10 protein-coding genes are annotated in these 13,093 nt (G+C 39.6%); 8 read left to right on the top strand and 2 right to left on the bottom strand.

Annotation, left to right across the window (positions count from 1 at the left end):
* Together LMB57_RS03315 and LMB57_RS03310 are read left to right on the top strand one after the other, a co-directional pair.
* The coding region (locus LMB57_RS03315) for an LPXTG cell wall anchor domain-containing protein (RefSeq protein WP_229278048.1) at positions 1-1,509 on the top strand (1,509 nt) is incomplete at its 5' end.
* A gap of 126 nt (positions 1,510-1,635) precedes the next feature.
* Positions 1,636-2,121, top strand: a complete 486-nt coding sequence (locus LMB57_RS03310) for an efflux RND transporter periplasmic adaptor subunit (protein WP_229271908.1) — start codon at positions 1,636-1,638, stop codon at positions 2,119-2,121.
* A gap of 51 nt (positions 2,122-2,172) precedes the next feature.
* Here the strand turns inward: LMB57_RS03310 and LMB57_RS03305 are convergent, their stop codons facing one another.
* Positions 2,173-3,570 carry a DUF2252 domain-containing protein gene (locus LMB57_RS03305; RefSeq protein WP_229271907.1) on the bottom strand — a complete coding sequence of 466 codons (1,398 nt, stop codon included), beginning with the start codon at positions 3,568-3,570 and terminating at the stop codon, positions 2,173-2,175.
* Positions 3,571-3,713: 143 nt separating this feature from the next.
* Between LMB57_RS03305 and LMB57_RS03300 the strand changes: the two genes are divergently transcribed.
* The 3 genes from LMB57_RS03300 to LMB57_RS03290 all read left to right on the top strand — a co-directional run bounded on the left by LMB57_RS03300 (position 3,714) and on the right by LMB57_RS03290 (position 7,015).
* Positions 3,714-5,252, top strand: coding sequence for a plasmid pRiA4b ORF-3 family protein (locus LMB57_RS03300; RefSeq protein WP_229271906.1), 1,539 nt, complete (start codon positions 3,714-3,716; stop codon positions 5,250-5,252).
* 50 nt (positions 5,253-5,302) lie between these two features.
* Positions 5,303-6,349, top strand: coding sequence for a zinc-dependent alcohol dehydrogenase family protein (locus LMB57_RS03295; protein WP_229271905.1), 1,047 nt, complete (start codon positions 5,303-5,305; stop codon positions 6,347-6,349).
* 72 nt (positions 6,350-6,421) lie between these two features.
* Positions 6,422-7,015 (top strand): peptidylprolyl isomerase, encoded by a 594-nt coding sequence (locus LMB57_RS03290; RefSeq protein WP_229271904.1) that lies wholly within the window; start codon positions 6,422-6,424, stop codon positions 7,013-7,015.
* A 168-nt stretch (positions 7,016-7,183) separates the two neighbouring features.
* Here the strand turns inward: LMB57_RS03290 and LMB57_RS03285 are convergent, their stop codons facing one another.
* On the bottom strand, positions 7,184-8,068 hold the full coding sequence (locus LMB57_RS03285) for a LysR family transcriptional regulator (RefSeq protein ID WP_229271903.1): 885 nt from the start codon (positions 8,066-8,068) through the stop codon (positions 7,184-7,186).
* A 136-nt stretch (positions 8,069-8,204) separates the two neighbouring features.
* On the opposite strand from LMB57_RS03285, the gene LMB57_RS03280 reads away from it, so the two are divergent.
* From LMB57_RS03280 to LMB57_RS03270, 3 genes are all read left to right on the top strand, one after another.
* Positions 8,205-9,833, top strand: coding sequence for a malolactic enzyme (locus LMB57_RS03280; RefSeq protein ID WP_229271902.1), 1,629 nt, complete (start codon positions 8,205-8,207; stop codon positions 9,831-9,833).
* Positions 9,834-10,127: 294 nt separating this feature from the next.
* The gene (locus tag LMB57_RS03275; protein ID WP_229271901.1) at positions 10,128-11,516 is read left to right on the top strand and encodes a class II fumarate hydratase; all 1,389 of its coding nucleotides are present in this window, start codon (positions 10,128-10,130) and stop codon (positions 11,514-11,516) included.
* 122 nt (positions 11,517-11,638) lie between these two features.
* On the top strand, positions 11,639-13,033 hold the full coding sequence (locus LMB57_RS03270; protein ID WP_229271900.1) for a flavocytochrome c: 1,395 nt from the start codon (positions 11,639-11,641) through the stop codon (positions 13,031-13,033).
* Positions 13,034-13,093 lie beyond the last annotated feature (60 nt).

Raw genomic sequence — 13,093 nt, 5'->3', positions numbered from 1 at the left:
GTTATCAAAGCTGCTGATGAATTAGATAGTGCTAAGGCATTAAACGATGATGCACAAAACAGCGATGCAGAAGATTACATCAAGGAAGGCTACGCAAAGGCCTACCAAGATGCTCAAGATGCATATAATGCTGCTGCCAAGGCAAGTCCAGAAATTGCTAAGGCTTACCAAGCAGTTAAAGAAGCTAAGGCATTGAACGATGATGCACAAAACAGTGATGCAGAAGATTACATCAAGGAAGGCTATGAAGCAGCTTACCAAGATGCTCAAAAAGCTTTTGATGACGCTATGGCTGCTTTGCAAAAGGCTAACGATAATGCAGCCGTTGATGTTAAGGATGCAAATGCTAAGTTAGATGCTGCTAAGACTGATCTTAATAACTACTTTGTTAACGCAACTGCTACTGAGCAAAAGGCATACGATGACGCAACTGCTAAGGTAAATGACGCTCAAAAGGCCCTTGAAGATGGTCAAGCTGCTACTAAGAAGGCCCAAGACGCATTCAACCAAGCTAATGAATTTGCAACAGATGCTGCTGCAGCATACAACGAATTGAAAGCTGATCATGCTGAAAATGCATTAAATACTGCTCAAGGCTTATTAAACAAGGTTCAAGGCATTTATGGTCTTAACACTCCACAAGCTAATGCTGCAGAAGCTCTTGTAAGTGCTCTTAAGGATTACTACCTTAACCCAACTTCCCCAGCTGATAAGACAGCAACCTTGAACAAGATTCAAGAATCACAAGATGTATTTAACAACCTTGTTAATGATGCTAATGCTGCTATGAATGCTGCAGAAACTAAGTATCAAGACGCTCAAAAGAACGCTGATGCTGCTAAGGCAGTTCTTGATCGTGTAAACAACGGTGACTTTAGTGACTTCCCAACTGTTAAGGATGCCGAAGAAGCTCAAAAGCTTGCCCAAACTAATTACGACAATGCATTGGCTAACTTAAAGAATGCTCAAGCTAACTTAGATACTGCTAAGGCTAACCTTGAAGCTGCTAAGAAGGCTGCTAGTGAAAAGCCGGCCGATAAGCCATCAACTGATGACCAAGGCAACAAGGGCGACGACCAAGGCAACAAGCCATCAACTGATGACCAAAGTAACAAGGGCGACGACCAAGGCAACAAGCCATCAACTGATGACCAAAGTAACAAGGGCGACGACCAAGGCAACAAGCCATCAACTGATCCAAGCAAGGATGAAGACAAGACTGATTCAAAGAAGGATCAAAACACCAACACCCCTGCTAAGGATAATGGCACAGTTGTAAACGACACTAAGAAGAGTGAAGCTGCTGTTGCTGCACCAACTGACAAGAAGGCTACTGCAACAACTACTAATGTAACTCGTGCCGAATACAAGGCTGCTAATAAACAAAACAATGCTAAAGCAGAAACATTGCCACAAACTGGTAATGAAAGTGGCGTTGCTGCAGTTGCTTTAGGTGCTGCTGCTGCAATGTTTGGTCTTGGTTTAGCTGGTAAGAAACGCGAATACTAATAATCATATTTTGCAATTATTAGTTTGGATTTAATTTTATAATTTGCTCGGACATACTAGAGGGTTGTGGCGAAGGTTTGCTTTGCCACAGCCTTTTAGTTTATATCCGAAAAGTGAGGGGAAAATATGGCTGATGTAAATAAGGCGTTAAAGCAGGCTCAAGCAACTTATGAGCAAGCTCAGCAGTCCTATGAAAAGTTTAATCAAAAGTACCGTGAAGCAAAACAAGCAGTACTTTCTGCTCAAAGTACATTTGCCGGTGTTCAAACGATTGGCGACCGAACGACAATTGAAACAAGCACTCAATTGTTGAAAAACGTTCAAAATAATTTAGACAGAATTTCTGCTAATCTATTGGTGGCAAAGGAAAACGTAAAAGCAGCACGTAGTAATTTGGAAAATGCTAAAAAAGCAATTGAATTAGAAGAGAAAAATCATCAACCTCTAAAACAACCGCTTTATACTACTATTTCGACAAGCTATGGTGAAATTAAGATTACCAAGAAAAACAAGTCCAAGCCATCACAGGAAAGAGTTGAAAAAGAACTAAAAGATACTTCCGTTAAAATGACGAGAGCAGAATATCGAAAAAAATTAAACGAACACAAATAGTATTAAAGAAGGACTTGCAAAACGATGAATGCAAGTCCTTTTTAATTACAGTTAATTTATTAGTTTTCCTTCAGCAATTGCTAATTTGAATTGTCCATAGTCTGCTGTAACTTGGTCTACATACTTTAAAGCCCAATTTGGTAAAAGGGTATCTAGTTTCTTTTGATGTTTCAAATAACCACGAATCATTGGTGCAGTGGGGCTTTGGAAATGAGCCATCGCGAGCAAGTAAGCACACGTTTGGCAGTAGAATTGAAAGCTTTCAAAGTCAAGCTTATTAACATTTATGGATTCTTTCATATCTCGGAACTGTCGGATGTAATAACTACGACCCCCGAAAGTGGTGCTTCCTAAAAAGCGATCAGATGAGGATTGCAGAATCCGTTGTGCTGCTACAATTCTCTGACCAGCAATGCCTCCATTTCTAATCACTTGTTGTACAGGAAGGGAGAGTAGGTTATAGCGCAATGGCATCGCTTCTTTGACTTGTAAAACGATGTGACTGTTGTCATTACCAGTGAGCAGGATCAAATAACATCGTGTCCCGAAACTGCCAACACCGACACTGTAGCGGATAATATCGGAAATATGAAAGTTTGCTAGAAGAACCCGAACATCTTGACGAACATTTTCGCAATATTTGTTATATCCCTTAACAATCTGTTGATAACGCACAGCACTAAGATGACGTGCACGTGGTGGATTATCCCGAAAAACAGGATGCCCTTGATTATTGATAGTCGCCATTTTTTGAATTATTTCTTCTGAATTACTACGCTGACTTTTTTTAAGAACCTTATTAAGGACTGTTTGCATTTGCGTTGAAATATCACCAAACGACTCAATTGCTTTTCCCATATCTTCATAAGCAAATGAAAAATAAAACAGTTGGGAAAGACTCATCTTATTGGCGCTTTTGATGGTGTGGCGGTAGGTTTTAGTAGTTAATTGGAGAAGACGATAGAGATCATTGCGATCAAAACTATTCTCTTCTCCTGCCAGCTCAGCACTAACTAATAACCGTTTCAAATCACTTTCCCAATTTCCGATCCGGGCTTCATCAAAGTCGTTAAGGCCAAAGAGAAGTTTACGTTCAGGAGAGGCGTAAAAGCCAAAATTATTTACATGGGCATCACCGCAGATAATGATAGGAAGCTTACTTTGTGCTTGCCGTTTAAGGTCATGTTCCATTAATTCGGCCGTTCCACGGAAAAATGCAAAGCGACTGGCAAGCATTCTTTGATGGCGCAAAGGAAGCAACTCGGGGATCATATTGGCTTCAGTAATCTGAATTATTTTAACAGGGTCCCGATCAACTGGAGTGAAGGTGCCTAACATATCACTAGAGACTTCTTTTTGCTGCCGTTTACCATTATTTTCCAATTCAGCTTTAGTTTTATTGATTTGAATTTTTCGTAAGTCAAAGATATCGAGATTTGGATTAATCAAAAGTAGCGCATCCTTTCAGAAACAATACTTATGTCTCATTTTAAATCTTTTATTTTATTTGTAAATATGGTTTGATTAAGTTGATAAATAATACTTTTCCAAATAAAATTAATATAAATGAAATTATAAGAGGAGTTGATAGAGTGATTATTGCAGTGGAAAATTCCCTTGCCCAACATTTGCATATTAATTCCCAGATGATTGCACCAGCTGATCTATTAGAGACAAACGTTTGGACAATTCGTGTTACTGGTGAATTTATGATTATTATGAATAACTTAATGTCGTTGCCAATTATTGTACGTTATCCTCAACGCTTTAATGACTCACGAGCTTTTATTGCGGCATTTAAGCGTGAATTCCTAAGTTTATTAGAGGTTTCGCCAATTCCTCATGCAAAAATTCGAATGATTCGTGATGCACAATTTAGTAAAGTAGTATTTACACGCCAAATTCAGCCAGAAACTCAACAACAATTGCAGATGTATGAGAACTTAATGATGGGGCCTAATTCAATTATTGATTGGGAAAAAGATCCGACCAATGCTGAAATTGCGCTTCAATTAGCGGAACAGACACGCATTACCAATAAGACAACCGATCAAGAATATGTTGTAATGGATATTTTTGAAGATTATTCAGTTACGGACTTTAAGGTTGCTACTCATTCTAAACTTAATGAACATAATCGTCGCTATCTTTACCGTTCGCTTTCAATTAACGATATCATGAATGCAACAGCGGTGGGAGAAAAGATTTTAGATGATTATCAAGGTTATCTAGAAAGTTGTGGAAAGAGCGAGAGTATTATTGATCGAGATTTAGATTGTGCTGCAGATTACATCGGTTACTGTGAGGCCTTGGGTGAATCTGTCCTTGATGATATTACATTGGTCTATCACTATTTAATTAACTATGAAAAACTACATAATGATCGTCCCACTGACACCGGCTTTCATTCTAAAAGTGATGCCTTTCGCGAATTTGGAAAGTTTTTGCGGGCAGAAGATCTTTTCTCTAGTGAAGACTACGATTTGTTTGTTCAAGCAATTAGTCAAGGGGTAAAAGATCTCGGTTCTAAACAGCGGATGTACCATTTACAACGGATAATTCGTGACATGCAACGTCAAGTGAGAAATCAACGCGAACATGCAATCCAATATGTTAATAAACAATATACTATTTATGTTGAGCTTAGTGATTATCATCCTAAAATGTGGCGGCGATTTACTGTCAGCGGTGATATGCGTCTAGATATGTTGTGCTTTGCAATTTTAGCAGCCTTTAACGCGGACGGGCATCACTTATTTGAATTGCGTCAGGGAAATACGCATTATCAGTTGCCGATTCTTGATAGTGGCTTTGGTCAATCAAAAGATATTACCCAAAGTTGGGTAGGCGATTGTGATCTTGCCCATGAATATAACCTAATATATGACTTTGGTGATATGTGGAACTTTAAAATTAAGTTTGAGGAAGTAAAGCCGAAACGACTTCCAGCTCATACCAGTCCCAAAATTGTCGGCGGGTTTGGAACTGGAATCTTGGATGATATCGGAGGAGTAGAAGGACTGAGTCAAGCGGCAAAGGATGATCCGGTTATTAATGCTCCATTAAACATTTCAAAATTTAAGAATCAATGGTCTCGTCAAATTGAAAAAATACGTCACTCTTATGAATAAAAAGCACTACAATAGAGAATGAAATTTATATTTAATCGAGGTCTTTAAGGATGGAAAAACGCGAAAATGCTATTCCGAGAACAATGAAGGCCTGGGCAGTCACAACTCCTGGGCCGATTGATGGTAAAAAATCACCAATCGAATTTACCGAAAAGCCTGTGCCAACTCCTAAACGGGGTGAAGTCCTTGTTAAGGTATTAACGTGTGGGGTATGTCATACAGATTTACATGTGACAGAAGGAGACTTGCCTGTTCACCATGAACACGTTACTCCTGGTCATGAGATTGTTGGTAAAGTTGTCGGCTTTGGATCAGAAACACAACGATTTAAGCTTGGTGAGCGAATTGGGATACCATGGTTCCGGCATGCTTGTGGGGTATGCAAGTTTTGTCGATCGGGTCACGAAAACCTCTGTCCCCACTCACTTTATACCGGTTGGGATCATGATGGCGGTTATGCAGAATACGTCACGGTTCCAGAAGGATTTGCATATCGGCTTCCGGAAAAGTTTGATTCTCTAGAGGCAGCTCCATTATTATGTGCAGGGATTATTGGTTATCGGGCTTTTGAGCGAGCCAATGTTCCCGCTGGTGGCCGCTTAGGGTTATATGGTTTCGGTGGCTCAGCGCACATTACGGCCCAGATTGCACTTGCACAAGGGATTGAAGTTCATGTCTTTACTCGTGGTGAGGATGCAAAGAAATTCGCCCTAGACTTAGGGTGTGCTTCTGTTCAGGGTTCCTATGACCCAGCGCCAGTGCCTTTAGACTCGTCAATCATTTTTGCGCCAGTTGGTGATATGGTATTACCGGCCTTAGCTAGTCTAGTTCCAGGTGGGACTTTAGCATTAGCTGGTATTCATATGACTGATATTCCAACAATGAATTACCAAAAAGAAATATTCCACGAAAAGACATTAACGAGCGTTGAGAGTAATACCCGCCGTGACGGGGAAGAATTCTTAACATTAGCCGATCGTCTCAACATTCATCCTGAAGTACACGAATATCCGCTAGCAAAAGCTGACGAGGCATTGCGCTATGTTAAACGTGGTGATATTAAAGGAGCTTGTGTATTACGTGTTAGCGAGGACTAATGATTGTCTTTTCCTTTTCATTCCTGCTAAGATAGTTAGAGAGGTTTAGAAGAGAAAAGAGGAGGCTTTTTTATGAAATATCCCCAATTAGCATTGGATGAAGTTAAAGGACCAAAAGCAGTAATTGAAACTACAATGGGAACAATTACGGCCCAACTTTTTCCAAAATACGCACCTAAAACGGTTGAAAACTTTGTTAAATTAGCAGAGAAAAATTATTATGACGATGTGATTTTTCACCGGGTTATTCCAGATTTTATGATTCAAGGTGGCGACCCAACGGGAACTGGACGTGGTGGTGAAAGTATTTATGGTCATCCATTTGAAGACGAGTTCTCTGAAGAATTATTTAACTTCACGGGTGCTCTTTCAATGGCTAATGCTGGTCCAAATACAAATGGCAGTCAATTTTTTATTGTCACTAATGAACATGTTCCAGAAAATATGATTGCACAAATGAAGGCCGTTGGGTATCCACAAGAGATTATTGAGTATTATGAAAAACATGGTGGTACACCGTGGCTTGACTTCCATCACACAGTATTTGGCCAAGTATTATCCGGGATGGATGTTGTCGAAAAGATCAGCAAAGTTAAGCGGGATGCGATGGATAAGCCTGAAAAAGACGTTATTATTAAAACAATTAAGATTGAAAAAGAGAAGTAATAAAAGGGAGCGAGACAGAAGTCACTCGTGACTTCGTTTTTCGACGCGAAGCTAGCCTCTGGGAGCCCCCGCAAGCAACAATAGGCCTTCAACGTTTGACTTTGCCGGACGCTGAAGGCCATTGTTGTACTGCGCTGTTCGTATTTTATGGAAGTGACCTAACTTATATCACAGCTCCTTTTTTGCAGTTAAGAGATCCCATAGTTTTTGCTTGGGTGCTGTTAATAGTTCAGTTGAACGGGTCACAGCTGAAAGACGGAATGATTGTTTTAGCGGGCTAGTAACATTTATGGAATGGATGTTATCTTCTGGTGTAATAGCCAAACCTGTTAAATAAGCAATTCCAAGATTTTCTGCAACCATGGTTTTGATAACATGAATATCAGCGGTTCGATAGATGACTTGGGGACGAAAATGAGCCAAATGGCAAATTTGCTTAAAAGCTTGCTCGTGAAAGAATTCAGTGTCAGGAACAATAAAGCGTTCATTTTTAAGCGTAGCAAAATCAATCTCCTTTTTAACGGCAAGGGGATGACGCTTACTAACGATAACCTTGAAGGGATACTCAGCCAGCTCAGTAGTTTTTAGCCCCACTTCTTTTAGGGGGTTAAGAGACCCCAGTAATGCCAAATCAAGGTTGCCGTGTTTAAGCATCTTGAGAATTTCCTTAGAACCGTGCTCAGAAGTTTCTAAGTGGCTTAAAAGGCCTTCTCGCATTAATAGCGGGGTCAATGGCGGAAAGTAGTAATTGCCGATGATGGGTGGCAATCCAAAGCGAATACTGGATGATTCAGCTTGGTTGATTTCTTGGCGAGCAACCCTTAATTCATTTAAGATAATCTCAATGTGGACGGCGAATTGCTTACCAGTCGGCGTAATATGTAATTGCTTATGGACATGATCACGAATGAAAAATGATGTGCCAAAGTCTTTTTCTAGTCGCTGGATAGCCATTGTAATTGTAGGTTGACTGACATTAAATTTGGCTGCAACTTGCGAAAAATTTTTATATTTTACTAGTGCTTGATAATATTTTAGATCGTTTAATTTCATAATAGATACCTTTCTACCAGTGATTATAATGGGTACTATCAATTTTATTTATATCATAGCATACATTTGACTATAAACTAGCACTGGAATTACTCTAAGAATGTTGAAACAGATAAAAGGTAAAGGATAGGCGATAATGTTGCGCAAAGGAATGCAAATATTAAATGATCCCTTTAAGAATAAGGGAACTGCTTTTACAATCGAAGAACGAAAAAAGTATGGTTTATTAGGCTTGTTACCATCTTGTGTAAGAACGATTGAGGAACAGGCAGCCGAAATCTATCGGTTATATCAATCTAAGGACTCACGGATTGAACAACGGCACCTATTGATGGAAGTATTCAATACTAACCGCACTCTTTTTTTCTACTTGATGGAAAAACATATTGCGGAGTTTATGCCAATTGTGTATGATCCCGTAATTGCTGAGGCGATTGAGCAATATAATGAACGTTACATTAAGCCCCAAGATGCTGCATATTTGAGCATTGAGCATCCTGGCTTAATTAAAGAAGAACTTGCTGATGCCGCCGATGGTCGTGATATTCGCCTCATCGTTGTTACAGATGCTGAAGGAATCCTTGGTATTGGTGACTGGGGTGTAAATGGGGTTGACATTTCTGTTGGGAAATTAATGGTTTACACAGCAGCGGCTGGGATTGATCCATCCCAAGTTCTCCCGGTTTCTATCGATGCTGGGACTAATAATGAAAAATTGTTGAAGTCCGCTAATTACCTAGGAAATCGAATTAAGCGCGTTGAGGGTCAAGAATACTTTGACTTTATCGATAAGTTTGTTGATGCAGTTGAAGAATTATTCCCTAAGAGTTTATTACACTTTGAAGATTTTGGTCGGGGAACGGCTGCGCGGATTCTTGATAAGTACCAGAATAAAATTTTAACCTTTAACGATGATATTCAAGGAACCGGAATTATTGCCTTAGCTGGTGTGCTAGGGGCCATGAATATCTCAAAAGAAAAGTTAACGGATCAAATATTCTTAACATTCGGTGCTGGTACCGCTGGAATGGGAATCGCTAAGATGCTTTATGACGAATTGATCCGTCAAGGTCTTACACCTGAAGAAGCAAAGAAACACTTCTACCTTGTTGACAAACAAGGGTTATTATTCGACGATACGCCAGGTTTAACGCCAAAACAAAAACCATTTACCCGTCAACGGAGCGAATTTGCTAATGCTGATGAATTAACTAATTTGCTTGCCGTCGTTAAGGCCGTTCATCCAACAGTAATGATTGGGACGTCCACTCAACCAGGAAGTTTTGATGAAGCGGTGGTAAAGGAAATGGCAGCTCATACTTCACGGCCAGTTATTTTCCCACTCTCTAACCCAACTAAGTTAGCAGAAGCAAAAGCGGCCGACCTTCTCAAATGGACTGATGGAAGGGCGTTAATTGCGACTGGAATTCCAGTTAAAGATATCGAGTATAATGGAACTGTTTATCAAATCGGGCAAGCTAACAATGCGTTAATTTATCCTGGAGTTGGTTTTGGGGCCTTGGCTGCTGAAGCTAAAGTGTTAAATGATAATATGTTAGCTGCAGCAGCTCATGCTTTGAGTGGCTTAGTTGATCCTGAAAAGCCAGGTGCAGCTGTATTACCTCCTGTTTCTAAGTTAACAGAATTTTCTAAGCGAGTAGGTGAACGAGTAGCCGAATCTGCAATCGCTCAAGGCTTAGCAAGCGATGGAATTACCGATGCAAAGAAAGCGGTAGAAGAGAAAATTTGGAAGCCACAATATTAATAAGATAGCTTTTAGCTTTGTGAATAATAAAACCATATTATTAGACAAGGATAGAAAAACATCTAAGAAATTAAAAAATCTTAGGTGTTTTTTTGTGTATAAGTTTGTGAAACTTTTGCAAACGTGATTGGAAAAAGCTATTATAACAGTTGGTAAGGCAATAGTTATAAGTGAAATTTATTGAAAATTAAAGATTTGACTATAGCTTTACTTACAAGGTAGGATATATGTGTAAATGATGTGTAACATTTCACAAGATAAAATTGCTCAATTAATATATTGGAGGTTTTTGAAATGTCAGAATACCGTACTGAAGAAGATACGTTAGGCCCCGTTAAAATCCCTGCTGAAGCATTATGGGGACCACAAACAGAACGGAGTCGGAATAACTTCCCAACCGGTCAATACATGCCATTAGCAATCATCCGTGCTTTATTGAACATTAAAAAGGCAGCGGCTCAAGCTAATATGGAAACTAATGCTATCTCTGAAGAAAAGGGTAACTTAATCGTTAAAGCGATTGATGAATTACTCGCATTAAGTGATGAAGAATTGCGGAAGGACTTCCCATTAAAGGTTTACCAAACTGGTTCTGGTACCCAAACTAACATGAACACCAATGAAGTTGTTGCGCACAAAGCTCATGAAATTAACCCTGACATTGAAATCTTGCCAAATGATGATGTTAACAAGGGTCAAAGTTCAAACGATACATTCCCAACTGCTATGAATGTGGTTGCTTTAGAAGCGCTTGATAAGTTGAAGCCAGCTGTTCAACACTTAATTGATGAATTAAAGGTTAAGGAAGAGAAGTACATGAAGACTGTTAAGGTTGGACGTACTCACTTACAAGATGCTGTTCCATTGACATTTGGTCAAGAACTTTCTGGTTACATCGCTTCCTTAGAACATGATCTTGATTACATCAAGACCTTGGAACCAACATTAGATGAATTGGCAATTGGTGGTACTGCTGTTGGTACTGGTTTGAATGCTGCAGAAGGAATGCCTGAAAAGATTGCTGAAAAGCTTAGCGAAGTTTACGGCTTAAACTTAACTGCTGATTCAAACAAGTTCTACGGTTTAGCTAACCACTCTGGTTTGGATGTTGTTCACGGTGCTTTGAAGACATTAGCAGCCGACATGTTCAAGCTTGCTCAAGATATTCGTTTCTTGGCTTCTGGTCCTCGTGCGGGTTATGGTGAATTAAATATCCCAGCTAACGAACCAGGTTCATCAATCATGCCAGGAAAGGTTAACCCAACTCAAGCAGAAGCTGTAACAATGGCTGCTTTACGGGTATTTGGTAACGATACAGTAGTAACAATGGCTTCATCACAAGGTAACTTCGAAATGAATGTTTACAAGCCAGTATTGATCGATGCATTCCTCGAATCAGCTGACTTATTAACTGGAACAATTACCGGATTTGCTGACAAGATGATCCATGGAATGACAGTTAATGAAAAGCGGATGGAAGAATTAGTTGATAATTCATTAATGACTGTTACTGCCTTATCACCACACATTGGTTACCATGACAGTGCTAAGATTGCTCAAGCTGCTGATAAAGCTGGTAGCACATTAAAAGAAGCTGCTTTGAAGTCCGGTAAGCTTACAGAAAAACAATACGATGAATGGATGGACATGCTTAAGATGACCAACGTTGATCGGGATAAATAAGAATTGAGTTAAAAGTAATGCCAATTTTGGCAAGAGTGGAAATAAGCAATAAAAAGGACTTGTTCCACTCTTTTTGACTGTTAATATATTTAAAATTTAAGAATTAAAAGGAGAGCAATATCATGGCAGAAAAATTCCAACCATTATCTGTAAGTAAATTGGATAATGATTACGATGTTATTGTAATTGGTTCTGGTGGAACAGGTCTTTCCGCAGCAATTCAAGCAAACGAATTAGGAATGAAGACAGTTGTTCTTGAAAAGGAAGAGGAACTTGGAGGAAATACTAACCGGGCTTCTTCAGGAATGAACGCTGCTGAAACCAACGTGCAATTACAACATGGAGTAATTGATAACGTTGCCGATTTTTACCACGAAACATATAAAGATGGTGGACGGTTAAACGATAAGGATATGCTAGGTTACTTCGTATATCACACAGCCCCTGCGATTGACTGGTTAGCTGATCATGGAATTAAGCTTGATGACATTACAATTACTGGTGGAATGTCTCGTAAGCGTACTCACCGTCCAGCAAGTATGGCGCCAATTGGTGGTTTCTTAGTAAAGAGTTTATTGGAAGTTGTTCAAAAGGAAAACATTCCAGTATTTAATAAGGTTAAAGTTAACAAGCTTTTACAAGATGATGAAGGTAAGGTAATCGGTGTTGAAGCTAATGCTGATGGCTTGATTAAAACGATTCACGCAAAGGCTGTTATCTTAGCTACTGGTGGATTCGGTGCTTCTAAAGAATACATGAAGCGGTTCCGCCCTGACCTTGCTGATTACAAGACGACCAACCAACCAGGAGCAACTGGTGATGGTTTGAAGCTTGCTGAAGGCGTTGGCGGAGAGTTAATGCAAATGGATCTTGTGCAAGTTCACCCAACTGTTCAACAAGATAACCCTCATGTTTACTTGATTGGTGAAGCTGTTCGTGGTGAAGGTGCAATTTTAGTTAATGCTGAAGGTAATCGGTTTGTAAACGAATTAAACACTCGCAAGATCGTTTCTAATGCTATTACTGCTCTTCCAGAACACAGCGCTTACTTGATTTTTGACCAAGGTATTCGTGATCATGTAAAGGCAATCGAATTTTACGATAAGGTTGGCCTCGTTGTTCATGGTGATACAATTGAGGATCTTGCAAAGAACCTTAAGATGGATCCAGAAACCTTGAAGAAGACTGTTGCAACATGGAATGAAGCAGTTGAAAATCATGATGACAAGGAATTCCACCGGACAACAGGAATGGATCGGGGAATTACTAAGCCAGGATTCTTTGCAATTCATATTGCCCCTGCAATTCACTACACTATGGGTGGTATTCACATTAATACTAAAACTCAAGTGCTTGATGGCAATGGGGATGTAATCAAGGGATTATATGCTGCAGGTGAAGTTGCTGGTGGTTTACATGGTAATAACCGTGTTGGTGGTAACTCAATTGCAGAAACAATTGTCTTTGGACGTCAAGCAGGTCAACAAGTAACTGTTTACGCCCGTGGCTTAAAGTAAAAAATAATGGGCAGTGAGAGACTGCCTAGAGCAATTATCAATTAATTACTTAACTATATA

The sequence above is a fragment of the Limosilactobacillus secundus genome (genome assembly GCF_020784695.1).
GTDB lineage: Bacteria > Bacillota > Bacilli > Lactobacillales > Lactobacillaceae > Limosilactobacillus > Limosilactobacillus reuteri_F.
Note: the sequence above shows the minus strand (reverse complement) of the source record. Positions and strands in the feature narration are given on the sequence as shown.

What these genes read in the sequence shown, in the direction of transcription:
- LMB57_RS03270 (WP_229271900.1), top strand. Translation starts at nt 11,639, where the DNA reads ATGGCAGAAAAATTCCAACCATTATCTGTAAGTAAATTGGATAATGAT.
- LMB57_RS03285 (WP_229271903.1), bottom strand. Translation starts at nt 8,068, where the DNA reads ATGAAATTAAACGATCTAAAATATTATCAAGCACTAGTAAAATATAAA.
- LMB57_RS03310 (WP_229271908.1), top strand. Translation starts at nt 1,636, where the DNA reads ATGGCTGATGTAAATAAGGCGTTAAAGCAGGCTCAAGCAACTTATGAG.
- LMB57_RS03275 (WP_229271901.1), top strand. Translation starts at nt 10,128, where the DNA reads ATGTCAGAATACCGTACTGAAGAAGATACGTTAGGCCCCGTTAAAATC.
- LMB57_RS03290 (WP_229271904.1), top strand. Translation starts at nt 6,422, where the DNA reads ATGAAATATCCCCAATTAGCATTGGATGAAGTTAAAGGACCAAAAGCA.
- LMB57_RS03295 (WP_229271905.1), top strand. Translation starts at nt 5,303, where the DNA reads ATGGAAAAACGCGAAAATGCTATTCCGAGAACAATGAAGGCCTGGGCA.
- LMB57_RS03280 (WP_229271902.1), top strand. Translation starts at nt 8,205, where the DNA reads ATGTTGCGCAAAGGAATGCAAATATTAAATGATCCCTTTAAGAATAAG.